A 25,036-nucleotide genomic window follows, 5' to 3' on the forward strand; every position below is an offset into this window, starting at 1 on the left:
GATTTCAAAGCGGGAAACAAATTTGTCTGAAAACCTGATTGCACTTGAAGACGCCCATCTGACGCTCGGACGCGGCTCTGCCGCCGTACATGTGCTGAAGGGCATGTCGCTTGAAATCGGCCGCGCGGAATCCGTCGGCATTCTCGGCCCCTCCGGCTCCGGCAAGTCCACGCTGCTGATGGTGATCGCAGGGCTTGAACGGCTCGACAGCGGCGAGATCACGATCAACGGCACCGCGCTTTCAAAACTCACGGAAGATGCGCTTGCGGCGTTCCGCGGCGAAAATGTCGGGATCGTTTTCCAGTCGTTCCACCTGATCGCGAACATGACCGCGCTCGAAAATGCCGCGATCCCGTTGGAGCTTGCCGGCCGCGCCGATGCCTTCGAGCGTGCCCGTGCGGCGCTGGAAAGCGTCGGCCTCGGCCACCGCCTCACCCATTATCCGGGTCAGCTTTCCGGCGGCGAACAGCAGCGCGTGGCGATTGCCCGCGCACTTGCCCCCGAGCCCTCGGTTCTGATCGCGGACGAGCCGACCGGCAATCTCGATGGCGAAACCGGCAGCCAGATCGCCGACCTGCTGTTTGCCCGTCAGCGCGAAATGGGCACGACGCTGGTGCTCGTCACCCATGATCCGGCGCTTGCCGCGCGCTGCGACCGGCAGGTGCATGTGCGCTCCGGTGAGATCGTCGCGCCTTCGGAAACGCCTGTCCGATGAAAGCAAACCGTCTCAACCTTCCCCTCGCGCTGAAATTTGCGCTGCGCGAAATGCGCGGCGGGCTTTCCGGCTTCTACATCTTTCTCGCCTGCATCGCGCTTGGCGTTGCCGCGATCGCCGCCGTCAACTCGGTCTCCACCGCCGTCAATGACGGCATTGCAGAGCGCGGCCGCGAAATCTTGGCCGGCGATATCCGCTTCGAACGTGATAACCAGCCGCTTGACGGCGCGGCGCTTGCCTATATCGAAACCCTGGGGCCGATGTCGCAATCGGTGACGATGCGCTCCATGACGCGGCTTCCAGATGGCTCCGACCAGGCACTTGCCGAGGTGAAGGCCGTTGACGACGCCTATCCGCTCTACGGCACGGTGATCTCCGATCCGGCCATGCCCGTCGACATGGCGATCGCCGAAAAGGACGGCCGATATGGCGTGCTGCTGGCGCCGCTGCTGGCGGAACGGCTGAAGCTTTCGCCCGGCGACACGCTGCTCCTCGGCAATACCGAACTCGTGGTATCCGGCACGCTGGTTCAGGAGCCGGATGCGCTCTCGGAAGGCTTTGCCTTCGCGCCCCGCATCATGATCAGCCGCGCCGCCCTCGATGCTTCCGGCCTTGTCCAGACCGGAAGCCTCACCGAATACGGCTATCGCATCCGGCTTGCAGATCCGGCGGCCAGCCCGGACGCGGTGAAAACCGAGGCGGAAACGAAATTCCCCGATACAGGCTGGCAGATCCGCACCAGCGACCGCGCCGCGCCATCGCTGTCTGAAAATGTCGACCGGCTTTCGGAATTCCTGACGCTTGTGGGGCTTGCAACGCTGATTACCGGCGGCGTCGGCATCGCCAACGCCGTCAGCGCCTATCTCGAAAGCCGCCGCCGGGCGATCGCCGCCTTCAAATGCATGGGCGCGCCTGCCGATATGGTGGTCGCGATCTACTTCCTGCAGATCATGCTGGTTGCCCTGATCGGGATTGCGATCGGCGTGGTCTTCGGCGCGATCATTCCGCTGATCGCGCTGCCTTTGCTCTCCTCGCTGCTGGATATCGCGATCCCCGCCGGCATCTTTCCACTGGCGCTTGCGCTTGCGGCCCTTTTCGGCCTCCTGACCGCGCTCGCCTTTGCAATCCTGCCGCTTGCCTCCGCCCGCAATGTTCCGGCGACAGCACTGCTGCGCGAGCATGGCTTTGACGAGGGCCGCCGGCCGTCCTGGCCGTTTCTGGCGGCAACCGCAGCGACCCTCGCCATTCTGTCTGCGCTGGCGATCGTCACCGCGGAGGAAAAATTCGTGGCGGGCGTGTTCCTCGCCGCGGTCGCCGGCGCCTTCGTGGTTCTCAGGCTCGTGGCGGTAGCAATCAAATGGGCGGCGGCAAGGGCGCCGCATCCGCGCGCGCCATCGCTGCGGCTTGCTCTCGGCAACATCCACAGGCCCGGCGCGCTGACCGGCTCGGTCGTGCTCTCGCTCGGTCTTGGCCTCACGCTTCTGGTCGGCCTTGCCCTCATCGACGGCAATCTCAATCGCGAGCTTTCGCGCTCCCTGCCGGAGCGTGCCCCCGACTTCTTCTTCATCGATATCCAGGGCAATGAGGTCAATGACTTCAAGGCGCTGATCGGCGAGCAGGCGCCGGATGGCGAACTGACGCTGGTGCCGATGCTGCGCGGCAGGATACTGGCGCTCAACGACATCCGGACCAGCGAGTGGAAGGCGCCCACCGAGGACGCCAAATGGGTGCTGCGCGGCGACCGCGGCATCACCTATGACGCGACGTTGCCAGAAAACGCCAAGCTTGCGGAAGGCGAATGGTGGCCTGAGAATTACAGCGGCAAGCCCCTGGTCTCGTTTTCCGCCGATGAGGGCCGCGAACTCGGCCTGAAGCTTGGCGATACGGTGACCATCAGCGTGCTCGGCCGCGACATCACCGCGACCATCGCCAATTTCAGGACGGTGGAATGGGATTCGCTGGCGATCAACTTCGTGATGGTATTTTCGCCCAACACCTTTGCCGGGGCGCCGCATAGCTGGCTCGCCACGCTTTCCGACCCCGGCTCCGACAACGCCAGGAATGCCGGGATCCTCGGCGCCGTGACCCGCACCTTCCCGACCGTCACGACGATCGAGGTCAAGGCGGCGCTGGAGGTTGCGGGCGATCTTGTCAGCCAGCTTGCGACCGCGATCCGGGCGGCCGCCGCAATCGCGCTCATCGCCTCGGTCCTGGTGCTTTCCGGTGCGCTTGCCGCAGGCAACCGCAGGCGCGGCCATGATGCGGTGATCATGAAGACGCTCGGCGCGACGCGCCCGGCGCTGATCCGGGCCTTCGTCTACGAATATCTTCTCTTGGGCTTTGCCACCGGCGTGTTCGCGCTTGCGGCTGGCTCGGCGGCGTCATGGTATGCGTTGACAAAGATCATGATGCTGCCCTTCGCGCTGCTGCCAACCGTGGCGATCGGGACGATCTGCGGCGCCGTGATCGTGACGGTTGCGATCGGCCTTGCAGGAACCTGGCATCTGCTTGGCCAGAAGCCCGCGCTTTATCTGCGCGAGCTGTAAAGCAATTCGAGGCGAACCGGTTTTCCGTCTGGAACCGCGAAACAAATAGCTTTGGAGCGGCGCGTTGAAAAACGGAGCCGCTCCGGGAGCCACCATCACTTGTCGCGGCGAAGCGCGTCCATCAACTCGTTGTTGCGGCGATCGGCCCAATAGTTCTGGACCGCAAAAAGCGCCCAGAGCGCCGCGATCGGCCAGCCGATAAGGGTAATCTGCAGGATCAGGCAGAGGACGCCGGAAAAGGGTTTGCCGATGGTGAAAAACGACAGCCACGGCAAGATGACGGCAATGAAATAGCGCATGAGTATCCTCGCTGCTTGCGACCGCATCTGCGGCCTCCTGGCAATAAAGATGGTGAAGCGCTTGATGGTTTTGCAGGTCAGGGCATGCGATTCTTACGAAAATTTGAGCAATAGGTGACGGATTTCAACCGGATATGCCTTGTATCGCCTGTCCGTTCCCATCATATTGAAGGCAGGCTTGCTGGAGCCCCCCAGCGGCGCCTGGATGTCCGCCCCATGGCGATTTCCGACACCGTGAACCACGAGGGGCTTTTTTAGAGGAACTCAATGGCTGATCTTCGCAATTATCAGAATCGCGCGCATGCAGGAGCGCAAGCGAGTGCTGAAATCGATCAGGGCCTGCGCGCTTACATGCTGCGCGTTTACAATCTGATGGCTCTTGGCCTCGTGATTACCGGCATCGCGGCCTATGGAATCTTTACCCTGTCGGTTGCCGGCGACGCCAGCGGCCAGGTGCAGCTGACCGAATTCGGTCAGGTCATGTATGCCTCGCCGCTGAAATGGCTGGTGATGTTTGCCCCGCTGATCGCCTTCTTCTTCCTGGCGTTCCGCATCAACAAGATGTCCGTTGCCGCAGCCCAGACCGCTTTCTGGGTGTATGCCGCACTGACGGGCATTTCGCTCTCGACCATCTTCCTGGTCTATACCGGTCAGAGCGTCGTCCAGACCTTCTTCATCACCGCGGCGTCCTTCGGTGCGCTGTCGCTCTACGGCTACACCACCAAGCGTGACCTGTCGGCGATGGGTTCGTTCATGGTCATCGGCCTGTTCGGCGTCATCATCGCCATGGTCGTCAACATCTTCCTGCAGTCGAGCGCGCTCGGCTTCGCGATCTCGGTCCTCGGCGTGCTGATCTTCGCTGGCCTGACCGCCTGGGATACCCAGAAGATCAAGGAAATGTACTATGAGGGCGATGGCCATGAAGTGGCTGGCCGCAAGGCCGTCATGGGTGCGCTGACGCTGTACCTCGACTTCATCAACATGTTCCTGTTCATGCTGCGTCTGCTCGGCAACCGGAACTGATTCCTTCGTGGATGAACGTGCTCAAGGCGGCCTTCGGGCCGCCTTTTTTTGTGAGGATGGGCTTCGAAACAAGGCCCTTGCCTTTTTGGGGAAAAGCGCGCTTCGATTGCGGTGTTCCAGAGCCTGACGAAGCACCACCCGACGATGACCATCACCCTCAGACCTGCCACCCCCGGCGATATCGCCGCCATTACCGAGATCTATGCCGAAAGCGTGCTGAATGGCGTTGCAAGCTATGAGCTTGACCCGCCGGACCGGGCCGAAATGGAAAGGCGCATGGAGACGATCACCGCTGGCGGCTATCCCTATCTTGCGGCAATCGAGGATGGCGCGCTGGTCGGCTATGCCTATGCCAGTGCCTTCCGCACCCGCCCGGCCTACCGCTTCCTCGTCGAAAACTCCGTCTATCTGTCGCCGCTCGCGCGCGGCAGGGGTGTCGGAAAGCTGCTGCTTGCAGCGCTTGTTCGCGAATGTGAACAGCGCGGCTTCCGCCAGATGGTCGCCGTCATCGGCGGCGCAAGCCCCGCCTCGGTCGCGCTGCACAAGGCCATCGGCTTCTCGGAGGCGGGGCGATTGACAGGCACCGGCTTCAAGCATGGCCGCTGGCTCGATACCGTGTTCATGCAACTGAGCCTCGGCGAGGGCAACACCAGCGATCCGCTGCCGCTTTCGGTGTGATTGCACGAGAAAGGCTACAGAGTTGGCCCGAGAATGACATTCGTGGACAAGGCCAGAGGATCCCCAAAGCTTTGATACCCAGCAGCAGCAAAAAGGCGCCGGGTTGCCCCGACGCCTCTTGGATAGCCTGCGATTTTCAAACCTCATTCCGTCCCGAAGAAATCCTTCATCTTCGAGAAGAACCCGTTCGATTCCGGATTGTTCTCGTTCGATGACAGCTCTTCGAATTCCTGCAGCAGCTCGCGCTGGCGCTTGGTGAGCTTCTGCGGGGTTTCGACCCGGACCTGGATATAAAGGTCGCCGCGATGGGAGGAACGCAGCACCGGCATGCCCTTGCCCTTCAGACGGAACTGCTTGCCGGTCTGGGTGCCTTCCGGCACCGATACCCGCGATTTCGCGCCTTCAAGCGTGGTCACTTCGAACTTGCCGCCGAGCGAGGCCTGCGTCATCGAGATCGGAACGGAACAATGCAGGTCCGCGCCGTCACGCTGGAAGAACGGATGCGGCTTTACCGACAGGAAAATATAAAGATCGCCCGAAGGCCCGCCGCGCAGACCCGCCTCGCCTTCGCCCTGAAGACGGATTCGGGTGCCATCCTCGATGCCGGCGGGAATGTTGACCGACAGCGACCGCTCCTCGATGACGCGACCTTCGCCGCGGCATTTCGGGCACGGGTCGGAGATGGTCTCGCCGCGACCGTGACAGGTCGGGCAGGTGCGCTCCACCGAGAAGAAACCCTGGGCCGCACGCACGCGGCCGGCGCCGTGACAGGTCGCACAGGTCGTCGGCGAAGAGCCGGGTTTCGCACCCGAGCCCGTGCATTCGTCACAAACGACGGAGCTAGGCACGCGGATCTGGGCGGTCTTGCCATGGAACGCCTCTTCCAGCGTGATTTCCATGTTGTAGCGCAGATCGGCGCCGCGTTCGCGACCGTTCGGCTGACGCCGCCCACGGGCGCCGCCCATCATCTCGCCAAAGATGTCCTCGAAGATGTCGGAGAAACCACCGGCGCCGCCGAAACCTTGGGCACCACCGCCGAAGCCGCCGGCACCCGGCCCGCCATTCTCGAACGCGGCATGGCCGAAACGGTCATAGGCCGCGCGCTTCTGGGGATCCTTCAGCGTCTCATAGGCTTCGTTGATTTCCTTGAACTTCTTCTCGGCGTCGGCATTATCCGGATTGCGGTCCGGGTGATACTTCATCGCAAGCTTGCGGAAGGCGCTTTTCAGCTCCTTTTCGTCAGCCGAGCGACCGACGCCGAGTGTCTCGTAATAATCCGCTTTTGCCATGGAGTTGCCAAACCTCTTCAAAAAGAGTGGTCCGGCCGCCAGGAGACGGCCGGAATCGTGTCAGTTCAGGGATGCTCGATCGTCAGATCAGGCCGACTTCTTCTTGTCGTCGTCATCGCTGACGTCTTCGAAGTCGGCATCAACAACGTCATCCGCCTTGGCGTCGCGGGCCGCATCCGCCGAGGCCTGCTCGGTTTCGTCGGCCTGCTGGGCCTCATAGATCGCCTGACCGAGCTTCATGGAGGCTTCCATCAGCGTCTGGGTCTTGGCCTGGATGTCGTCGGCGTCCGGCGTCTCTGCGGCAACGGCTGCCTTGAGATCGTCGATCGCGGTCTGGATCGCCGTACGGTCCGCCTCGGAAACCTTGTCGCCATGCTCCTTGAGCGACTGCTCGGAGGAGTGGATCAGGCTTTCGGCCTGGTTCTTGGCTTCCACGCCGGCACGACGCTTCTTGTCGGCTTCGGCGTTGGCTTCGGCATCCTTCACCATCTGGTCGATATCGGCGTCGGAAAGACCACCCGAAGCCTGGATACGGATCTGGTGCTCCTTGCCGGTGCCCTTGTCCTTGGCCGACACGTTGACGATGCCGTTGGCGTCGATGTCGAAGGTGACTTCGATCTGCGGCACGCCGCGCGGGGCCGGCGGAATGCCGACGAGGTCGAACTGGCCGAGCATCTTGTTGTCGGCCGCCATTTCGCGCTCGCCCTGGGCGACGCGGATGGTCACGGCGGACTGGTTGTCCTCGGCTGTCGAGAAGGTCTGGCTCTTCTTCGTCGGAATCGTCGTATTGCGGTCGATCAGGCGGGTGAACACGCCACCGAGCGTTTCGATACCGAGCGACAGCGGCGTCACGTCGAGCAGCAGAACGTCCTTGACGTCGCCCTGCAGCACGCCGCCCTGGATCGCAGCGCCGAGTGCCACGACTTCATCCGGGTTGACGCCCTTGTGCGGGTCCTTGCCGAACAGCTGCTTGACGGTTTCCTGCACCTTCGGCATGCGGCTCATGCCGCCGACGAGAACGACTTCATCGATCTCGCTTGCCGAAACGCCGGCATCCTTCAGAGCGGCCTTGCACGGACCGACGGTGCGCTTGACCAGATCGTCGACCAGGTTTTCGAACTTGGCACGGGTCAATTTCAGCGTCAGGTGCTTCGGGCCGGAAGCATCCGCCGTGATGAACGGCAGGTTGATTTCGGTCTGCTGCGAGGACGAGAGCTCGATCTTGGCCTTTTCCGCAGCTTCCTTCAGGCGCTGCAGGGCAAGCTTGTCGGAGCGCAGGTCAATGCCGTTTTCCTTCTTGAACTCATCGGCAAGGTATTCGACGAGACGCATGTCGAAGTCTTCACCGCCGAGGAAGGTGTCGCCATTGGTCGACTTCACTTCGAAGACGCCATCGCCGATCTCGAGGATCGACACGTCGAAGGTGCCGCCGCCAAGGTCGTATACGGCAATGGTCTTGCCGTCGTTCTTGTCAAGACCATAGGCAAGGGCAGCAGCCGTCGGCTCGTTGATGATGCGCAGGACTTCAAGACCCGCGATCTTGCCGGCATCCTTGGTCGCCTGGCGCTGGGCGTCGTTGAAGTAGGCGGGCACCGTGATCACGGCCTGCTCAACCTTTTCGCCGAGATAGGCTTCGGCGGTTTCCTTCATCTTCTGAAGCACCATGGCCGAGACCTGCGAAGGGGAATAGGACTTGTCGTTGGCCTTCACCCACGCATCGCCATTGTCGCCCTTGACGATCTCGAAGGGAACGAGGCCCTTGTCCTTGGTCACGGTCGGATCATCGAAGCGGCGGCCGATCAGGCGCTTCACTGCGAACAGCGTATTGGTGGGGTTGGTGACGGCCTGGCGCTTGGCGGGCTGGCCGACGAGGCGCTCGCCATCTTCGGAGAAGGCCACCATCGACGGGGTCGTGCGCGCGCCTTCGGCGTTTTCAATCACCTTTGCATCCTTGCCATCCATGATGGCGATGCAGGAGTTGGTGGTTCCCAGGTCGATACCGATTACTTTAGCCATTTTACTTCTCTCCTTTTAAGCAGGCCATCAGAACCCTTCAGGCATTCCTTGACGGCCCCTTGAGCATGGTCTTGATTTGATTTCCGAACCGGCGATAACGCCGTTGTGATCGGTATATAATAAGCACCAAAACGCTCTGCAAGGCGCTGTTTCACCCTTATCTGAGCATTTTGGAGCCAATTTTCGGGCTTTTTGCCGGGTGGTTTACGATTTCCACCCCGGCCTTCCCGCGCATGCCCAAGACGCCGGCACTGCGGGGCACCGGCGCTGATATAAGCGCGATCGCGAAGCGATCAATCGGGCGTCGAATATTCGGTATAGAGCTTTTCAAGAACCGCTCCGCCCGCTTCCTGCGCGGCCTGACCCGGACGGTTGAGGAGAACCGCGATCGCGAGGTCCTGCTCGGGATCGATGATGATCCGCGCAAGGTTCATCGAATTGGAGCCGTTATGGGTCACCAGCGGCTCAGGCGCGAAGTCAAACGGAACCACGCCCCAGCCAAGCGCATAGGCACCGGTGGTGGGCGTTCCGGGCGGCGCGTTTTCCAGAACCGGCGTTTCGACCTGCGGCTGATGCAGGAATTTCAGCGTCTCGGCCGAAACCAGCGCAGGCCCGCGCTTTCCCTCGCCGGCATTCCAGCCCGCCCATTGGGCATAGTCGCCGATCGACATATGCGCATTGCCGGCGGGTCCGATTACCGGCGGCACATCTGAGGCAGGCCCCCAGTAGATCGGCTTCAGCGATCCGTCCTCTCGAAGACGGTGGCTGACCGGCGCGTCGATGACGCCAAAGGTCGCCTGTGGACCGAGGCCCGCCGTCTCAAGGCCGAGCGGCGCGAAGATCCGCTCGTTGATCATGGTTTCCCAATGCGCGCCGGAGACCTTTTCCACCATCATCGCGGCGATGACGTAACCGAAGTTCGAATACTGGAAGGGCGAGCCTTCCGGCACAGTGATCTCATGCGCCTTCCAGGTGTCGAGCAGGTTATGGCGGCGTTCCCACGGATTGTAATCAAAGGTTTCTGCCGAGAAATAGAGGTCGACCAGTTCGGCATCGTCAGAGGGAATGCCGCTTGAATGCGACAGCAATTCGACAAGGGTCGCGTTGCGGAGGCTTTCGCTCATGCCCGGAAAGTCTTCGCCGAGCACGTCGCCGACGGTGACATCCCAGTCGAGCTTGCCCTCTTCCACCATCATCGCCGCAAGCGTCGCGGTCATCGCCTTGGTGTTTGAGCCGAGATGAAAGCGGTCATCGATTGCGACCGGAATATCCTCGCCCGCGACCCGTGTGCCGACAGCGGCAATGGCGACGGTCTCGCCATTCTTGACGACCGCAGCCGCAATGGCGGGGACATCATAGTCCGCCCGGATGGTCTGGAGGTATGCCGGAAGATCGAAGGCTGCGGCAGGCATTGCTGCAAGCGCGAGCGGCAGGCCCGCAAGCATGGCTCTGCCATTGCGCCCCAGAAGGCGTGCGAAAAATCCGTTCAGCATCATGTTTCCCCTGTTTCCGGCCAGGCCGGGTTTCATCTGCCGCCCGCAGACGGCATGAGGTCCGGATACGCGCCGATCAGGCGCAGGCGCGTTCCCAGACAGAACGCGGCAGAAGATGCACACCGGACGCGGCGTCTTCTCCCGCCCCGACAATGTGGCCGATCCCCTCGGCCATCACCGCAAGCGTCATGTCGAATGCGTTCAGACTGTCGCCCTCGCCGCCCACCAGATTGGCCATGGCGCCATTCACGAACAGATGGATGCTGTTGCCGGAGACAAGCCTGTAGGTCGTGACGGCCGGCAGTGCATCGACCTTTTCAAGCCCCGCAAGCGGCGACAGCTCGATCTCGTCGATCCGATGCCCGGCATTCAGCAGGAAACAGCCATCCTTCAGGTCTTCGATTACCGAATACGGCACGACATGATGTGCGCCGGTACCGGTCACGATCACATCCGCAAGCGGCGCGACGTCCGGCACCGACCCTGCAAGGAAACCATCATAGCGCGCCTGCAGAAGCCGCGCAGGATCAACTTCGGCCACCATCACCGTGCCGCCGAAGGCCCGCGCGCTTGCCGCAAGGCCCTGGCCCACAGAGCCGTAGCCGACCACAAGCACGTTCTTTTCATGGAGGCTCAGCAGCGTGCGGGTGAAGAAGGCGTTCCAGGTGGTCAGGCCCACCATGTGGCGGTTGTGGAGCCCTTCCTTCACCGGCAGGTCGTCCCAGTTGAAGATCGGCCAGGGCGGCAGCGCGCCCTTGAGGCGGTTGATCCCCGATCCGGTTGCCTCAAGCCCAGCCCTGATCGGCGGCATGTCCATGCCTTCCGACAGCAGCATATGGGTGAAGTCCGAGCCCATCTCGCAAAGATGCGTCGGCTGCCAGTCGAGGCCGGTGCGGATCGCCGTCATCCAGTCGTCTTCCGGCATGTTCTTGTAGGCATCGACCCGGGCGCCGGCGGCGCGCATCGCATCGACGACCTCGTTGCGCACGGTTGCAGGATTGCAGGTGGTCACGAAAAGCTCCGCGCCCCGGCCTGCAAGCCCTTTCACCAGCGGCAGCATCTTCATGTCGAGATGCATGCTCATGGCGAGCCTTACGCCCGTCATGTCCGGCAGTGCGGCCACCGCGCGCGCGGTGCGCGGCATGTGGGCCGCGGCCCAGTTCGCTGTAATCTCGGTCATCGCCTCGCCTTTTCTGAGCCCTTTATCCGTGGCGCTTCTGGTAGCGGGCGCGCAGCCAGAATATCATGAAGACCGCAAGCACGAACAGAACGCCGACGCCGATGGCAAGCCACACTGAAAACTGTGAGAGATAGAGCACCGCATCGGGCAGGAAATAGCCCCCGATCAGGAGGCCGAGAAAGATCACCGCTGCGGCTATGATCGCGGAGCGGTTGTTCGATTCAGCCATGGACGGCTCCCTCCCGGATCGCTGCAAGCGAACGGATCTGGCCGCCACCCGCATCGAAATTCGCCGGTGACAGAAAGGCCTCGAATGCCGCCTTCAGCCCCGGCCAGTCGCTGTCGATCATTGCATACCATGCCGTGTCGCGGTTCTTGCCCTTGGCCACCATATGCTGGCGGAACACGCCTTCATAGGCAAAGCCGAGCCGCTTCGCGCTCGCATGGCTTTTTGCGTTGTCGTTGTTGAGCTTCCACTCATAGCGCCGGTAGCCGAGATCGTCGAAGACGTGGCGCGCCATCAGGTAATGGACTTCGGTGGACATGGTCGAGCGCTGCATCGCCGGGCCGTGGGCAACCGCGCCGACCTCGATCACCCCGTTCTTCTCGTCGAGCCGCATATAGCTCGCCATGCCAACGAGCTTGCCGCTGTCCACGGAACGGAAGACGCGGGTCACGTAGCTGCCGGACGCGTTTTCGCGGTCGAGCCAGGCGCGGAAATCCGAGACCCCCTCGAACGGCCCGTTCGGAAAATAAAGCAGGAGCGCATTGATCGCATCCGCCGTACCACCAAGCCCCTCGAAGAGCTCTTCCCCGTGGCGGGCCCCGTCATAAGGCTCCACGGCAACGCTTGCGCCGTTCTGGACGATCGGCTGCGGACGCGCGCGCGGCGGAAAATCGGACAGATCCTGCATTGCATCCCCTTATGCAAGGGCCCCGACCGCAAGGCCGGGGCCGGAAAAAGCCGGTGGCCTCAGACCTTCAGCTTGGCGCAGGCCTCTTCGGCGAGCCTGCGGATCCCGTCCCAGTCACCACGCGCGACCATGTCCTTCGGCGCAACCCAAGAGCCGCCGACGCAGACGACGTTCGGAAGCTTCAGGTAATCCGCCGCATTCTCGAGCGATACGCCGCCGGTGGGGCAGAACTTGATATCGGGCAGAGGCGAAGCAAGCGCCTTCAGATAGGGCGCGCCGCCGGCCTGTTCGGCGGGGAAGAACTTCATCACCCGGTAGCCTTCCTCGCGCAGCGACAGCACTTCGCTTGCCGTTGCCGTGCCGGGCAAGAGCGGCACTTCGCTGTCGTCTGCGGCGTCGAGGATATCGCCGTTGATGCCGGGCGAGACGATGAACTGTGCACCGGCCTTTTCGGCTGCGGCATAATCGCGCGCAGACAGGATGGTGCCGGCGCCGATAACCGCGCCTTCGATCTCGTCCGTCATGGCCCTGATGGCATCAAGGGCCGCATCGGTGCGCAGGGTAATCTCGAGGGTCTTCAAGCCGCCTTCGACCAGTGCGCGCGCCAGCGGCACGGCATGTTCGATCGATTCGACGATCATGACCGGGATCACGGGCTGCGCCGTCAGCGCCTTGAGGAGGGTTTGTGTTTTCGCTTCCATCTTCCAACCGGTGCCTTCATTGATAGTGTGTCTGGGATACCGCGCCGACGGCTGCAAGTCGAGCCCCGAAGCGGGCATAATCGAAGCGGGCCATTGCCTGCGGACGAAGACATCTCCATAACGTGTGTTCATGTGCGCAGAATGACTGCTGCGCGCCGTCTCGACAGATGCGGAAAGGGACGATGGCCAAGGAAATCGAACGCAAGTTTCTGGTCGATGGAGATGGCTGGAAACACCATGCGACAAAAGGCGCAAGGCTGACCCAGGCCTATCTGATGAGCGGCCCGGAACGCTCTGCGCGCGTGCGCATCACCGATGGCGCGACCGCGCGGCTGACGATGAAGTTCGGCGGCGCCGGCCTTTCCCGCGACGAATACGAATACGACATTCCCCTTGCGGATGCGAAGGAACTCGCCTCCCATGCGCTCGGCGCTGTCATAGACAAGACCCGCTACCGCGTCCCGGACGGCGATTTCGTCTGGGAAATCGATGTTTATCATGGCGCTCATGCCGGCCTTGTGGTGGCCGAGGTGGAACTGCCGGACGAAGCGGCGATCCCCGCCCTGCCGGAATGGCTCGGCCGCGAGGTGACCGGCGATCCGCGCTATCTCAACCAGACGCTCTCGCAGACCGGCACGCTACCGACGGAGACAGACTGACATGGCCTTCACGCTCGACCCCGACCGTCCTTTCGACGAAGCCGTCAGGAAGGTGGCGATCTCCCAGCTCGAAGATGCCATGCGGGCGCTGAAGAAGCAGCCGGACGGCATCCATGAGGCGATCCACGACGCGCGCAAGAAATTCAAGCGGGTCCGCGGCCTCTACCGCCTGATACGCCCTGCCGCCAAGGCGTTTGCGCGCGAGGAGAATGCCCGCATCCGCGAACTTGCACGAACCCTGTCCGCCGACCGCGATGCCGCCGCCATGATCGAATGCCTGCATTATCTGAGGCAGAAGGCGGCCGATGGCGATACCGACATGGCGCTGGCCCGCCTTGAGGCAGCGCTTGCAGCACGCCGCGACCGGATGGCATCGGGCGACGATGCGCTTCAGAAGAAGGCGAAGGATGCGATCACCGTCTGCCGCGATGCGATCGCGGCGGTGGAGAGGCAGGATTTCGATGACGTGAAACCGCAAAAGGCGCTCGCAAAGGCCTGGGAGAAGCAGCTTGACGCCGCCCATGTCGCCGTGATGGCGGTGCGCGCGGAAGAAAGCGACGAGCACTTCCACGAGTTGCGCAAGGAGGCCCAGACCTACTGGATGTTCTGCGCGCTGGTTTCGCCGCTCTGGCCGTCCGCGCTGAAGGCGAAGCGCGCCGATGCCAAGGCGCTTGCCGATCTCGTCGGCCACGAGCACGACCTCAGCGGATTGATCGCGCTGCTTGAAAGCCAGGATGCACCCGACATGCCGCTTGACGTTCTCGGCCTATGCCGCAAGGCAGCCCTTGCCGAACGGGCTCTGCTGCGCCGCCGTGCGGTAAAATCCGCCCGCAAGGTGTTCGACGATGATGCCGACATGGAGGCAGCGGTGATCCGCACGCTCTGGAAGAAGCACCAGGCGCGGGACGAGGCCTGAGAATTGCAAAGCCCTGCCAATGGGTGTATTGGGCGGGCCACCAATTTACCTGATAGACCGAACGAACCGCGGAGGCAGACCATGTCATATCTGGTCGCAGCGCTTTATCATTTCGCCCGTTTTCCCGATTTCGCATCGTTTCGCGCGCCGCTGCAGGCTGTCGCCGACGAAAACGGCGTGAAGGGCACGCTGCTGCTTGCCCATGAAGGCATCAACGGCACGATCGCCGGCACGCCGGAAGGCATTGCCAATGTGCTCGCCTTCATCCGCGCGCGGCCTGAGCTTGCCGGTACCGAGCACAAGGAAAGCACCGCTTCGAAAATGCCTTTCATCCGCATGAAGGTGCGGCTGAAGAAGGAAATCGTCACCATGGGCGTGGAGACGGTCGATCCGCTGCAATCGGTCGGCACCTATGTCGAGGCGAAGGACTGGAACGCGCTGATCTCCGATCCGGATACGATCGTGATCGACACCCGCAATGATTACGAAACTGCGATCGGCACCTTCCGCGGCGCCGTCGACCCCAAGACCAGGACCTTTCGCGAGTTTCCGGCCTGGGTCGCGGAAAACCAGGGCCTGCACAACAAGCCGAAGATCGCGATGTACTGCACCGGCGGCATTCGCTGCGAAAAGGCAACCGCCTTCATGAAGCAGCAGGGCTTCGATGAGGTCTACCACCTGAAGGGCGGCATCCTGAAATATCTCGAAGAGGTTCCGGAAGAAAACAGCCTCTGGGACGGCGCCTGCTTCGTGTTCGACGAGCGCGTTTCCGTGACCCACGGGCTCAAGGAAGGCGAGCATGAGCTCTGCCACGCCTGCCGCCATCCGGTGACGCCGGAAGACAAGCTTTCGGCCGATTACGAGGCAGGGGTTTCCTGCCCGCATTGCGCCGAGACCTACTCGGAAACCGACCGCGCCCGCTTCCGCGAACGCCAGCACCAGATTGCGCTGGCAAAGGCCCGCGGCGAACGGCATCTCGGCGCCTGAAGGCGGATTGTCGCGCCTGGATTGAAAGCGTCTGTACGCGACACCGATTTTACCCGGCATTAATCCTGCTCGGGTAAGTTCGCCGTCACCGAACTTCAAGCAGGACGACCGGCCTCATGCGTTTTCTGGCAACTTCCCTGGTAATTTCCGCAGCAGCGCTGCTTTCGGCCTGTTCGACCTTTTCGTTCATGCCCGGTGGCAGCGATCCGATCCCCACACCGATCGCCGCCAATCCGGCATCGCTCCGGATTGCGGTGCTCGCGCCGGAGGAATTCAGCCTCCCGAAAAACCAGATCGAGCTCACCGTCTATCAGCGGGGTGCAGGCGGCGATATCAGCCAGAACTACATGCTGGTCGACGCAGCGCCTGAAAATGCCTCGAGCGCCGTTGCCGAGTTCCGCAAGCCCGGCCAGGTCGTGACGCTCCTGCGCCTTGCGCCGGCCGATGCGTTGCGCCTGCGCGATCAGCAGGAGCTGATGGCGGCCGCGCGCGACGCCGGCAGCGCCAAGCCGGGCTTCGAAGTCGACCTCGATGCCGCCTGCTGGAAGGGTGCCATGGTGGCGCCGGTGGTTCCGCTCGAAGTGCTGATCCGGGCGGATTCCGAGCAGGACTTCCACCCGCTCCTTTCCGACATCGACATCTTCACCCTGATGAACCGCCCGGAAGGCTCGCGCCTGAAGGCGTGCTGACGAGACGGCCAGCCTCTCCGGTCCCCATCCGGATGTCACGCCGGCCTACAGCCGGCGTCTCCGCTTGTTGACAGGACGCTTCGCCCAAACTCTGGTCATCCTCGGGCTTGGCCCGAGGATCCAGGCAGATCGGCACTGCCAAAGAAAAGCGATTCACATAATCAAAAAACGCGATCGGAAAGCGCGCACCGCCCGGGAAATCTACCCGCGATGGTCGCGCGCAAGGGCGTCGAGCGCGCGTTCCATGCCGGGGCGGATCGCGACCATCAGCGTCGCATAGCCTTCATCGACCGGCCAGAAACGTTCGGCGAGATAGGGCCCGGCGCCGGGCGCCGTGCGGGTGATTGCGATATTGGCATCGCGGCCGTTCCATTCCGTCAGCCGCATGATCAGCTGCTCGTCGACGGCGTCCTGCGCCATGTCGGGCCGCACGAAGACCTGCCAGATCCAGGCCTCGCCATTGGTGAGCGGCTGGACAGCAGCCGCGATCATGTCGCCGTCGAGATAGAGCGCATGGATCCGGAGCTGATCGTTCAGCGCGAGCTTTCGCGCCGTTGGCAACAAGGCTCTAAACCGGGCGCGGTCCTCGTCGACGACTTCGGTCAGCGCCGAAAGGTCCTCGAGCATTCCGGCCGCTTCCGAGGGATTGCGGGCAATCCGGTAGCCGACCTTTCCGCGCCTGTTGAGCGCTTCCCACTTTTGGAGATGCTCCTGCCACAACGCGCGCTCCGATGCGGAAAGCCCGGCATTGGGCTGAAGCGTTCCGGAAAGCGCACGGCGGCGGCGGGCATGGGTCACGCGAAAGGCAAGGCCGCGGGCGGCAGCGACCGCTCGGGCAAACCGCATGAAGGCGCCATCGGCAAGCAGATGCGGGAACACCGCTATGCCCGGCAGGTTGACGAGCGAGCCGGCCAGCGCCTCGAACAGCTGGTCGAGCGTTGCCATCGGCCGATGCCGGGAGATCAGCGGCGCGTGATAGCCGATATCGCCAATGGCATGAGCAAGCAGGTGCGAGCCGTTGCCGCGCACCGAAAACGTCATCAGCGCGGTCAGGCTGTCATCGCTGTCGCTGCCATCTTCCATCAGCGCGACGCGCAGCAGCGAATGGCTTTCGCCAAGGGCGGGCAGCAGAAAGGCGGGCGTCTGGAAGATGTTGCGCTCGATGGCGGTCTCGGCGAGACGATCCATCGCCGCTTCCATATGATCGGGCGCCTGCGAATAGAGCGAGAACTCACCACCGCTTCTGACCTCCAGACGGATATCGGGAACGGCCTTGCCGGGCTGGACGACGGAGAGCTTGGATTTGAGGCGGGCGGGCGGGCGTTGACCGAGGTCCTTGCGAATGATGCTCATCGCCACCCCGCTCTCAAAAGCGCGAGATTGTACGCCGCCGTTACCCAAGGCTTTGCCGGCATGCCGGAAACGGACGGCTTTGAGGGACCATGACGCATGGATACTGAACTCTTACAAACGCACTTAACAAGGGATAACCCGTTTCAGTTAACAAAGCGTTGGCCGGACCATGCCGCGAAACCGGTCTTGCAATTTTACCTGATAAGGGCAGACTGTCTTTCAACTGTCATGTTTGCGAAGCGGAGACGCTATGGCCGAGAAGCCGGAAACGCAACGCGGTCGGGGCGATGCCAACATCGTGGATATCACCCAGTATCGCGCGGGTCAGAAGAACGAAACCCTGCCGATCACATTCCATCGACGCGAACTCGATGCAATCCTCTGGATCTACGGACGTATGGTCGGCGAAGGCGAGTGGCGCGATTACGCCCTCGATCACATGAAGGACAAGGCCGTATTCTCGGTGTTCAAGCGCGCCGGCGAACTGCCGCTTTACCGGATCGAGAAGAACCCGAAACTTGCCGCCAAGCAGGGCGCATTTTGCGTGACCAACACCGCCGGCATGGTGCTGAAACGCGGCCATGACCTTCGACAGGTGCTGAAGGTCTTCGACCGGAACCTGAAACTGGTCGAGAAATAGCGCACGTTTTCCAAGGCCGCCAGACTGCTGACATCCTGTTGAATGAGCAGGACGATTTCGCTGACACGCTCACAGGGGTCATGCTCGGACCGAGCATCCAGGCGGCCAAGGCTGTTGAATTTCAGAAAGCGCATTGCAAACCCTTGCCGCGCTGCAGTTTTTTCAACGAACTGACGGCTTTCGAAAACGACCCGCCCTGCTCCCGGCTGATGCCACTGGCTTCGGAAAGCAATGCCCGACAGGCTTTCGCCGTCGTGTCTTTTGGCCCATAAGGGGCGGACCGATGATTTGAGCCGAACCGCATCATGCTGCCCCTGATCTTCCTGACATCGCTGAAGCTGACCGACTTCCGCAATTACGCGCATGCAGCGCTCTCCTTCGACGGGCGGCATGTGGTGCTGACGGGCGACAACGGTTCGGGCAAGACCAATCTTCTGGAAGCCGTCTCCTTCCTGTCGCCCGGCAGGGGGCTGAGGCGCGCGGCCTATGGACAGGTGGTCCGCAAGGAGGCTTCAGCCGGTTTCACCGTCTTTACCGAGCTCGAAGGCATGGAAGGCGGCGTCGCGATTGGCACCGGGACCGATGGCGCGGAAGGGGCGGCCCGCAAGGTACGCATCAACGGCACCCAGGCGGCAAGCGGCGACGAACTGCTCGACCACGCCCGCGTGATCTGGCTGACGCCTGCGATGGACGGGCTCTTTACCGGTTCGGCCTCCGACCGGCGCCGCTTCGTCGATCGCATGGTGTTGTCGATCGACCCCGCCCACGGACGCCGCGTCGCCGATTTCGAACGCGCCATGCGCTCGCGCAACCGGCTCCTGTCGGAGCGGCGAATGGAACCCGCCTGGCTTTCCGGGCTCGAAGCGCAGATGGCAAGCCTCGGCGTGGCGATGGCGCTGGCGCGGCGCGAACTGGTATCGCTTCTCGCCGCGCTGATTGCCGAGACCGCCGGCGGCTCGCCCTTCCCGATCCCCGAAATCAATCTTTCCGGCTTCTTCGCCGATCACGCCGAAGCCCCTTCGATCGATCTCGAGGACCGCTACCGCGCGCTTCTGGAGGAAGAACGCTACCGCGATGCAGGCGCCGGGCGCACGCTCGACGGCCCGCACAGGAGCGACCTCGACGTGCGCCATGCGGCAAAACAGATGGAGGCGGCGCTCTGTTCGACCGGAGAGCAGAAGGCGCTACTGATCGGGCTGGTGCTGGCGCATGCGGAGTTGACGCGCCGGATCAGCGGATATCCGCCGATCATGCTGTTTGACGAGGTGGCGGCCCATCTCGATGCCGGCAGGCGCAAGGCGCTGTTCGAGCGGATCGACGATATCGGCGGACAGGCCTTCATGACCGGCACGGACCGTGCGCTGTTCGACGCGCTCGGCGATCGCGGCCAGTTCTTCAACGTGACCGCGGGCAGCATAGTGGGCGAAGCCGATCAGTAATGCGGCGGCTTGGTGATCGCCGGGCGTTCGCCGGCGGTTTCTTCCAACGTCAGGAACCGGTCGGTCAGAACCTCGAACTGCTTCTTGAGCCGGTCGATCTCCTTCCACTGAAGGGTCAGTTGCTCGGACAGTTCGTCTATGGTCTTCGCCTGATAGGCGAGGGTTTCTTCCAGCTCTACGATGCGCGCGTCACTCATGGAATTTTCCGCCACCTTTTAAAAAACGGGCATGTCCGCCCCGATTGCCCCTGCTATAGTCCGCAGATGATCGACAGTGAACCCCTCTCCTCCGAGGAAATCGAACGCTACGCCCGCCACATCGTGCTGCCCGAAATCGGCGGCGCGGGCCAGCAGGCGCTGAAGCGGGCCCGCGTGCTGGTGATCGGGGCCGGCGGGCTCGGAAGCCCGGTGCTGGCCTATCTCGCCGCCGCCGGGGTCGGCACGCTCGGCATTGCCGATGATGACGGCGTCAGCCTGTCAAACCTGCAGCGCCAGGTGATCCACGACAGCGGCACGATCGGCGCGGCAAAGACCGAAAGCGCGGCCCGGGCGATTGCCCGGATCAACCCGCATGTGATCGTGAAGCGGCATGACGCCCGGCTCGACGATGGCAATATCGATGCCATGCTCAAGGGCTATGACATCCTGATGGACGGCTCGGATAATTTCGACACCCGTTACCTTGCGGCAGATGCCGCCGAGCGGGCGGAAATCCCGCTGGTCACAGGCGCGGTCGGCCGCTTCGACGGCTCGCTCACCGTGCTCTGCCCGCATCGGCACGATGCGGACGGCAAGCCCAATCCGCGCTACCGCGACCTCTATCCGAAGCAGCCGCCCGCAGGGCTCGTGCCGTCCTGCGCGGAAGCCGGCGTCATCGGCCCGGTTACGGGCGTGATCGGCACGCTGATGGCGATGGAGGCGATCAAGCTGATCACCGGCGCGGGCGAACCGCTGATCGGCAGGCTCCTGCTCTATGACGGGCTTGGCGCCCGGTTCGAGACGATCCGCTATAAGCGAAAGTCACGCCCGGTTTGAAATCCACCGGCACTGGTAGGGCGCAAAGCTGATCTTGTTGCCGCCGCCCGTAATCGGCTCTCCGGAAATCAGGTCGGTCCAGTTCTCGCCGCCGATCAGGTTGAGCGACATGGCCGGAATTTCCAGCGTTTCGTCCGTTACGTTGCCGATCGCGAAGATGCTCTGCGAGCGATCGACGCTCTGGCGCCAGAAGCCGAACAGCTTTTCGCCGAGATGGAGCGTGAACTGGGTGGCGTTCGGGTGGAAGGCCTGCTGCTGGGTGCGGATGCCGATCAGCCGGCACATTTCGTTGAAGACCTGCGCATGCTGCGTGGTTTCATCGGCAAGCGCTTCCTGCAGCCTGTCGTAATTCCAGCGATGGCGATTGATGGCGCGGTTGTGGCCCGATTTTTCCACGCCCTCCTGATCATTGCCGGTCGCCAGCAGCGAGTGGATGTAGAAGGCCGGAATCCCTTCCAGCGCCATGGCGATCGTCTGGCTGCAGAGGAAGCGCGGGATGTTGTATTCATCCTCGCCCTTGACGGTGCCCTTCAGCGCATCGAACAGCGACACATTCATCTCGTAGGGCCGCATCGTGCCATCGGAGAGCTGGCGCATCGACACCCGGCCGCCGAATTGCTGGATGGTATCGACCATGCCGGTGATCGCCTCTTCCGACAAAAGGCTCTCGGCAGGGCGGAGTCCGATGCCGTCATGAGAGGCGGTGAAGTTGAAATAGGCGCACCCCATCTGGGCCGGCGGCATCGCCATCTGCCAGGCATTGAGATAGTGCGACGTGCCGTTCAAGAGCGCGTGCAGCATCAGGGGCGGCAGCGAGAAATTGTAGATCATGTGCGCTTCGTTGCGATTGCCGAAATAGGAAAGGTTTTCGACATTCGGAACATTGGTCTCGGTAATGAGAACCACGCTTTCCTCGCTGAAGTCGGCCAGCACCCGCATCAGCCGGATGATTTCATGGGTCTCTGGCAGATGGATGCAGGAGGTGCCGACCTCCTTCCACATGAAGGCGCAGGCATCGAGCCGGATGGTGCGCACGCCGCGATTGATATGGAAACGCATGATCCGGAGGAATTCGAGCAGGACTTCCGGATTGGAGAAATCGAAATCCACCTGATCATGGCTGAAGGTGCACCAGACATGGCGTTCGCCATCGGCGGTCTCGACAGTGCGCAACAGCGGATGGGCGCGCGGGCGCACCACCTGCGACAGGTCGTCGTCGAGTGAGGCGGTGAAGAAGAAGTCCTTGTAGGGCTCGTGGCCCATGCGGAATTCGTTGAACCAGTGGCTCTGGCTCGAACAATGGTTGAGCACGAGATCCGACATCAGGCGGAACTCGCGGCTGATCCGTTCGATATCCTCCCAGCCGCCAAGCCCGGAATCGACCACGCGGTAATCGGTGATCGAGAAGCCGTCATCGGATGTGTAGGGGAAATAGGGCAGGATATGCACGCCCTTGATCACGCCCTTCAGGTTTTCGGTGAGAAAATCCTGTAGCAGCGAAAGCGGCTTGTGCTCGCCGTCGATGATCGAATTGCCATAGGTGATGACATAGGTGTTGTCGGCACTCCACATGGCGTTGCCGGCGGTACGGCCGCGCTTTCGCGGCACCACGCCATCGCTCCAGAAGGCTTCGAGAACCTGCCGCGTCAGCGCGCGCGAGTCCTTTTCGGGATAGATGTTTTCCAGATGGAGCCTGATGCTTTCCCGCAACCGGCGGGTGATGACCATGGGCTTTTGCGGCGTCTCGGCAACTGTCGTCATTCTTACCTGCTTTCCCTATTTGACAAGGTTAGCACGTCGGAACCGATTGGCAATTGTGAATTGCACTGCAATATGAACCGGCGACCTTCTGTTGCGCTGCCGCATGCGCTTGTCGAGCCGCGACAAGGGGCGCCAGGCTTCGCCCGAGCGCCGGCATCTCCCATCCCGACCGGCTACAGACGGGACTTCGAAGGATATTCAGTCAGGATCGCATCGACAGACGTACCTTGCCGGCATGCAGCCACAAGCCCTCTCCTGCAATGCGTCCCGGCCTGCAACATTGATGAAAGTCTTCACCCGGCTAACTGACCCGATGACCGGAGAGTTAAGCGTCAGCAAAAGATGGCCGCCCTCATGCCGGACCATCAATCCGCCACGATCTCAATACAGAAAAGTCCGAACTAACGTTGAAAAACATTCGACAAAGCCACTCCGAAAAAATAAAGATGCCTGAAAATCAGACTATAAAAGTAAAACTAATGACTAAATTAGATTTTACTACAATTAAAAACGGGTCAAGATCATGAACATTACTGGAGACGTCGTCCACTTCCCGACGGCAAGCGAGCCCGATGCTCGACTGATGTGGGCTGCGGAAATTCTGTCGCTGCTTGCCGCCGATCACCGCCTGAAGATCGCGCGCGCACTGCAGACCGGGTCTCGCACCCTGAGCGAACTCAGCCAAGCGACAGGCCTTGCATTCAAGCCCTTGGTCACATCGATATCGACCCTCCTCCACGAACGGCTCGTGGCCGTGCGGCGGCGTGGTGACGACGTCGTCTACGAGCTCGGAAATGCAAGGATCGGGGCCGTGATTCTGCTTGCAGACGCGTTCGTCACGGACCATTCGTCCTGAGGCACGGGCTGTCCCGCAGCCAGCGCTGGCCCGACTGAATTTTTCTTCAAATTTCCGCAAATCGGCGCTGGACTTGAAAAAACAAGATGCTATAAACGCGCTCACCCAAGGGCGCTTGCCCGACCCGCCCTCGCGGCGGAAGCCCAGATAGCTCAGTTGGTAGAGCAGCGGATTGAAAATCCGCGTGTCCGTGGTTCGAATCCGCGTCTGGGCACCACTTCCCCTATATCGTTTTCAAGGCGTGCCGAGCGGTTGGTTGTGCGCATTGCCAGTGATGTGTTTCGACCGTGTCGTCGTGGCGCATTCGAACGTGCTCAGCACTTTGTCGCTCAAGGCGCCGCTTGCGACCCAATCAACGCCGTCTTTCACTTCGAACCTGGACTGTCACCCCGCAGGCGCGAGCCCGAGAGGCAGAGCTTGTTCCACCATGGAGAGAATGTCCGCCCTCTGCATACCGGCAGGAATTTCGACGAGTGGGATGCCCGCGCGCTCCAGCGCCAGTCGCTTGACCTCCATACGCGCCGAGGCATCATCTGAGAGATCGTGCCCAGAGCCGTGGTATTCGACGACCAGCCGGGGGGCGCCCTTCTTATCAATCAGAAGAAAATCCACCCGCTTGCTATTATAGGAACTGAAAGCGGCCTTTTGCATCTCATCCTTCTGATCAAAGGCGGTCTTGATAAAGGCCCCCATCGAAACCTCGAAGGCGACGCGCCAGCCGGAACCGCTTGCCCTAATCCAATTTTCAAGCGCATAGAGGACCATCACCGCCTCCTTGTTGACCGGCGCTACCGCCCGCAACCTGGCCTGACGGATGAACTTCACCTGGTTCTCAACGTCAGATATGTCATTCTCCGCGAAGAAGCGTCTGGCGCTTTCCATCTTCGCCAGCCGAATCGCTTCGCTCTTATGCAGGGCGCCGTTCTCGGCTTGCAGCTGTTCCAGCTGCTTGCGCATCGCCATCTCAGTCGTGAGGGCATTGACGGCCTGCTTTCGGCCAAGGGAAGCACGAACGAAAAATCCAACCGCAGAACCAAATACGAGTAGGAAAATGGTCTCCATCGGCACTTCCATTCCTGTCTATTTCAATCAGCCAGAACGGCCTGCCGCCGCGTACTTTTGAATCATCAGGCGCTGCGAGACCCCGCGATGCCGCTGCTTGTGTCGTTCCGGAACAGTTTCCGCATTGCGCGCCCATCTCGTCCGCCGTAGCGATGCAGGCCACTTGAACGCTCCCCGTCTTTCGCGCCCAAAGCGGACAGGCAGTTCCATGCGGCTACGGAAGCTCTCGGAAAAAGTTGCCGGCCTGAACAGCCTGCCCCCTCCTATCGGCAGCGGGGCCATGCGATCGGCTCCCAACCATCTCTCGGCCGCCACCAAAGATTTCATCGGAGACGCTGCAAGTGTCGAGAAAAGGAAAGTGCCAGCCGATATGAATTCACCACGGTTTGGGAGCCAACGTTCAGACGAGGCGACACAGAACCATCTCATCAGATCTCCAGAAATTCAACCCAGAATAGTTTGCCTTTAACTATACTCGCATGAGCGGCAATGTCCACCGCAACGTTTCCTCGACGCTATTCCTCCTTGCACAAAAAAGCCCCCTGACTTTGTCAGGGGGCTATATTTGTAGTTTTGGTTGCGGGGGCAGGATTTGAACCTGCGGCCTTCAGGTTATGAGCCTGACGAGCTACCGGGCTGCTCCACCCCGCGTTATGCTTTGAGCGACCGGGGGGACCTGCGTTGGACGGATTGTCCATTGGGTCGCCCGGTGTTTTGTATTTTGTCGGTCCTCGAAGGCTTCGCCTTCTGCGGTCCGACGGGGGCTGCTCCACCCCGCGTTATGCT

At 61.9% G+C, this 25,036-nt stretch carries 25 protein-coding genes and 2 tRNA genes; 14 read left to right on the forward strand and 13 right to left on the reverse strand.

Annotated elements, in window-relative coordinates; genetic code table 11:
- The first annotated feature begins 22 nt into the window (after nucleotides 1-22).
- Together HPQ62_RS14310 and HPQ62_RS14315 are read left to right on the forward strand one after the other, a co-directional pair.
- On the forward strand, nucleotides 23-715 hold the full coding sequence (locus tag HPQ62_RS14310) for an ABC transporter ATP-binding protein (RefSeq protein WP_206678078.1): 693 nt from the start codon (nucleotides 23-25) through the stop codon (nucleotides 713-715).
- Nucleotides 712-3,261, forward strand: a complete 2,550-nt coding sequence (locus HPQ62_RS14315) for an ABC transporter permease (protein ID WP_174803246.1) — start codon at nucleotides 712-714, stop codon at nucleotides 3,259-3,261. The genes HPQ62_RS14310 and HPQ62_RS14315 overlap by 4 nt, the downstream gene beginning before the upstream one ends.
- Nucleotides 3,262-3,356: 95 nt before the next feature.
- On the opposite strand, the gene HPQ62_RS14320 is transcribed toward HPQ62_RS14315, so the two are convergent.
- Nucleotides 3,357-3,587 (reverse strand): YqaE/Pmp3 family membrane protein, encoded by a 231-nt coding sequence (locus HPQ62_RS14320; RefSeq protein WP_244629694.1) that lies wholly within the window; start codon nucleotides 3,585-3,587, stop codon nucleotides 3,357-3,359.
- Nucleotides 3,588-3,827: 240 nt separating this feature from the next.
- Between HPQ62_RS14320 and HPQ62_RS14325 the strand changes: the two genes are divergently transcribed.
- The gene (locus HPQ62_RS14325) at nucleotides 3,828-4,583 is read left to right on the forward strand and encodes a Bax inhibitor-1/YccA family protein (protein WP_174803247.1); all 756 of its coding nucleotides are present in this window, start codon (nucleotides 3,828-3,830) and stop codon (nucleotides 4,581-4,583) included.
- Nucleotides 4,584-4,727: 144 nt separating this feature from the next.
- On the forward strand, nucleotides 4,728-5,261 hold the full coding sequence (locus HPQ62_RS14330) for a GNAT family N-acetyltransferase (RefSeq protein WP_174803248.1): 534 nt from the start codon (nucleotides 4,728-4,730) through the stop codon (nucleotides 5,259-5,261).
- Nucleotides 5,262-5,404: 143 nt separating this feature from the next.
- On the opposite strand, the gene dnaJ is transcribed toward HPQ62_RS14330, so the two are convergent.
- The 7 genes from dnaJ to HPQ62_RS14365 all read right to left on the reverse strand — a co-directional run bounded on the left by dnaJ (nucleotide 5,405) and on the right by HPQ62_RS14365 (nucleotide 12,854).
- Nucleotides 5,405-6,550 carry a molecular chaperone DnaJ gene (dnaJ, locus tag HPQ62_RS14335; RefSeq protein WP_174803249.1) on the reverse strand — a complete coding sequence of 382 codons (1,146 nt, stop codon included), beginning with the start codon at nucleotides 6,548-6,550 and terminating at the stop codon, nucleotides 5,405-5,407.
- A gap of 87 nt (nucleotides 6,551-6,637) precedes the next feature.
- On the reverse strand, nucleotides 6,638-8,566 hold the full coding sequence (gene dnaK / locus HPQ62_RS14340) for a molecular chaperone DnaK (RefSeq protein WP_174803250.1): 1,929 nt from the start codon (nucleotides 8,564-8,566) through the stop codon (nucleotides 6,638-6,640).
- A gap of 293 nt (nucleotides 8,567-8,859) precedes the next feature.
- Entirely contained in the window at nucleotides 8,860-10,059 is a 1,200-nt protein-coding gene (locus HPQ62_RS14345; protein ID WP_244629695.1) for a serine hydrolase domain-containing protein, read from the reverse strand.
- A gap of 76 nt (nucleotides 10,060-10,135) precedes the next feature.
- Nucleotides 10,136-11,239 (reverse strand): adenosylhomocysteinase, encoded by a 1,104-nt coding sequence (locus tag HPQ62_RS14350; RefSeq protein ID WP_174803251.1) that lies wholly within the window; start codon nucleotides 11,237-11,239, stop codon nucleotides 10,136-10,138.
- A gap of 22 nt (nucleotides 11,240-11,261) precedes the next feature.
- The gene (locus HPQ62_RS14355; protein WP_174803252.1) at nucleotides 11,262-11,468 is read right to left on the reverse strand and encodes a hypothetical protein; all 207 of its coding nucleotides are present in this window, start codon (nucleotides 11,466-11,468) and stop codon (nucleotides 11,262-11,264) included.
- Nucleotides 11,461-12,153 carry a GNAT family N-acetyltransferase gene (locus HPQ62_RS14360; RefSeq protein WP_174803253.1) on the reverse strand — a complete coding sequence of 231 codons (693 nt, stop codon included), beginning with the start codon at nucleotides 12,151-12,153 and terminating at the stop codon, nucleotides 11,461-11,463. The genes HPQ62_RS14355 and HPQ62_RS14360 overlap by 8 nt, the downstream gene beginning before the upstream one ends.
- A 59-nt stretch (nucleotides 12,154-12,212) precedes the next feature.
- Entirely contained in the window at nucleotides 12,213-12,854 is a 642-nt protein-coding gene (locus tag HPQ62_RS14365) for a 2-dehydro-3-deoxy-phosphogluconate aldolase (RefSeq protein WP_174803254.1), read from the reverse strand.
- A 182-nt stretch (nucleotides 12,855-13,036) separates the two neighbouring features.
- On the opposite strand from HPQ62_RS14365, the gene HPQ62_RS14370 reads away from it, so the two are divergent.
- The 4 genes from HPQ62_RS14370 (at nucleotide 13,037) to HPQ62_RS14385 (ending at nucleotide 16,105) form a co-directional block, all read left to right on the forward strand.
- Entirely contained in the window at nucleotides 13,037-13,513 is a 477-nt protein-coding gene (locus tag HPQ62_RS14370; RefSeq protein WP_174803255.1) for a CYTH domain-containing protein, read from the forward strand.
- Between the two features lies 1 nt (nucleotide 13,514).
- The gene (locus tag HPQ62_RS14375) at nucleotides 13,515-14,429 is read left to right on the forward strand and encodes a CHAD domain-containing protein (protein ID WP_174803256.1); all 915 of its coding nucleotides are present in this window, start codon (nucleotides 13,515-13,517) and stop codon (nucleotides 14,427-14,429) included.
- An 81-nt stretch (nucleotides 14,430-14,510) separates the two neighbouring features.
- Nucleotides 14,511-15,416, forward strand: a complete 906-nt coding sequence (gene trhO / locus HPQ62_RS14380) for an oxygen-dependent tRNA uridine(34) hydroxylase TrhO (protein ID WP_174803257.1) — start codon at nucleotides 14,511-14,513, stop codon at nucleotides 15,414-15,416.
- Between the two features lie 116 nt (nucleotides 15,417-15,532).
- Nucleotides 15,533-16,105: a hypothetical protein gene (locus tag HPQ62_RS14385; protein ID WP_174803258.1), complete on the forward strand. Its 573-nt coding sequence runs from the start codon at nucleotides 15,533-15,535 to the stop codon at nucleotides 16,103-16,105.
- A 201-nt stretch (nucleotides 16,106-16,306) separates the two neighbouring features.
- Here HPQ62_RS14385 and HPQ62_RS14390 read toward each other — a convergent pair whose 3' ends face one another.
- Nucleotides 16,307-17,458 carry a GNAT family N-acetyltransferase gene (locus tag HPQ62_RS14390; protein WP_174803259.1) on the reverse strand — a complete coding sequence of 384 codons (1,152 nt, stop codon included), beginning with the start codon at nucleotides 17,456-17,458 and terminating at the stop codon, nucleotides 16,307-16,309.
- A gap of 250 nt (nucleotides 17,459-17,708) precedes the next feature.
- Between HPQ62_RS14390 and HPQ62_RS14395 the strand changes: the two genes are divergently transcribed.
- Genes HPQ62_RS14395 through recF form a run of 3 tightly spaced genes read left to right on the forward strand, consistent with a single transcriptional unit; the run spans nucleotide 17,709 to nucleotide 19,537 of the window.
- Nucleotides 17,709-18,098, forward strand: a complete 390-nt coding sequence (locus tag HPQ62_RS14395) for a DUF2794 domain-containing protein (RefSeq protein ID WP_174803260.1) — start codon at nucleotides 17,709-17,711, stop codon at nucleotides 18,096-18,098.
- Between the two features lie 38 nt (nucleotides 18,099-18,136).
- Entirely contained in the window at nucleotides 18,137-18,370 is a 234-nt protein-coding gene (locus HPQ62_RS14400) for a hypothetical protein (RefSeq protein ID WP_174803261.1), read from the forward strand.
- A 33-nt stretch (nucleotides 18,371-18,403) separates the two neighbouring features.
- Nucleotides 18,404-19,537, forward strand: coding sequence for a DNA replication/repair protein RecF (gene recF / locus HPQ62_RS14405; RefSeq protein ID WP_174803262.1), 1,134 nt, complete (start codon nucleotides 18,404-18,406; stop codon nucleotides 19,535-19,537).
- Here the strand turns inward: recF and HPQ62_RS14410 are convergent.
- Complete coding sequence (locus HPQ62_RS14410; protein ID WP_174803263.1) at nucleotides 19,531-19,734, reverse strand: SlyX family protein; 204 nt, start codon at nucleotides 19,732-19,734, stop codon at nucleotides 19,531-19,533. The genes recF and HPQ62_RS14410 overlap by 7 nt on opposite strands.
- Nucleotides 19,735-19,800: 66 nt before the next feature.
- Between HPQ62_RS14410 and HPQ62_RS14415 the strand changes: the two genes are divergently transcribed.
- On the forward strand, nucleotides 19,801-20,571 hold the full coding sequence (locus tag HPQ62_RS14415; RefSeq protein ID WP_174803264.1) for a molybdopterin-synthase adenylyltransferase MoeB: 771 nt from the start codon (nucleotides 19,801-19,803) through the stop codon (nucleotides 20,569-20,571).
- Here the strand turns inward: HPQ62_RS14415 and HPQ62_RS14420 are convergent.
- Nucleotides 20,557-22,332: a sugar phosphorylase gene (locus HPQ62_RS14420; protein WP_206678079.1), complete on the reverse strand. Its 1,776-nt coding sequence runs from the start codon at nucleotides 22,330-22,332 to the stop codon at nucleotides 20,557-20,559. The two genes, HPQ62_RS14415 and HPQ62_RS14420, sit on opposite strands and share 15 nt — an antisense overlap.
- Before the next feature lie 523 nt (nucleotides 22,333-22,855).
- Between HPQ62_RS14420 and HPQ62_RS14425 the strand changes: the two genes are divergently transcribed.
- Nucleotides 22,856-23,188 (forward strand): ArsR/SmtB family transcription factor, encoded by a 333-nt coding sequence (locus tag HPQ62_RS14425; RefSeq protein ID WP_174803265.1) that lies wholly within the window; start codon nucleotides 22,856-22,858, stop codon nucleotides 23,186-23,188.
- A gap of 141 nt (nucleotides 23,189-23,329) precedes the next feature.
- Nucleotides 23,330-23,405: transfer RNA gene (locus HPQ62_RS14430), tRNA-Phe, on the forward strand.
- Nucleotides 23,406-23,572: 167 nt separating this feature from the next.
- On the opposite strand, the gene HPQ62_RS14435 is transcribed toward HPQ62_RS14430, so the two are convergent.
- Nucleotides 23,573-24,250 (reverse strand): DUF2726 domain-containing protein, encoded by a 678-nt coding sequence (locus HPQ62_RS14435; RefSeq protein WP_174803266.1) that lies wholly within the window; start codon nucleotides 24,248-24,250, stop codon nucleotides 23,573-23,575.
- A gap of 574 nt (nucleotides 24,251-24,824) precedes the next feature.
- Nucleotides 24,825-24,901, reverse strand: a tRNA-Met gene (locus HPQ62_RS14440).
- Between the last annotated feature and the right edge of the window lie 135 nt (nucleotides 24,902-25,036).

The sequence above is a fragment of the Martelella limonii genome, from assembly GCF_013344475.1.
GTDB classification, from domain to species: Bacteria; Pseudomonadota; Alphaproteobacteria; order Rhizobiales; family Rhizobiaceae; genus Martelella; species Martelella limonii.